At 35.3% G+C, this 598-nt stretch carries 1 protein-coding gene; it reads right to left on the bottom strand.

What is annotated here, in order from left to right; all coding sequences use genetic code 11:
- Positions 1-405, bottom strand: a 405-nt coding sequence (locus AB840_RS15600) for a DnaJ domain-containing protein (RefSeq protein WP_048515719.1), incomplete at its 3' end; no start/stop codon positions are given.
- Between the last annotated feature and the right edge of the window lie 193 nt (positions 406-598).

Genomic DNA, 598 nt, shown 5'->3' with positions numbered 1-598 from the left:
ACCGAATACTGCTTCGTCAAATGTGATAGTCATCGTATATTGTAGGTCATCACCTTTACGTGGTGCATTAGGATCACGTTGTCTTGAGGCACCGCCGAAGAATGAACTGAAAATATCTTCGAAGCCACCTCCACTAAATCCGCCAAAGTCGCCTCCGCCAAAGCCTTGACTACCGAAACCACCTTGAGCGCCAGCATGTCCGAATTGATCATAATTTGCTCTTTTATTATCATCACTTAACACTTCATATGCTTCAGATATTTCTTTAAATTTTTCATCTGCGCCTTCTTCTTTATTGATGTCGGGATGATATTTTTTCGATAATTTTCTGTAAGCTTTTTTAATTTCGTCTTTAGAAGCACCTTTACTTACTCCTAAGACCTCATAATAATCTCTTTTGGCCACAGTAACCTCTCCTTTTTATACTAACAAGATTAGTTTAACTAATTCATATTAACTATCCAAATAAAAAGCCAAAGCCAATGTGCAATTGACTTTGACTTTTTTAATAGCTTTGCAAGAAGTTAATTCAATTGAATTAGATATTATTTTTTATCTTCGTCATCTTTAACTTCTTTAAATTCTGCATCTTCAACAG

Source organism: Megasphaera cerevisiae DSM 20462, from assembly GCF_001045675.1.
GTDB classification, from domain to species: Bacteria; Bacillota; Negativicutes; order Veillonellales; family Megasphaeraceae; genus Megasphaera; species Megasphaera cerevisiae.
Note: the sequence above shows the minus strand (reverse complement) of the source record. Positions and strands in the feature narration are given on the sequence as shown.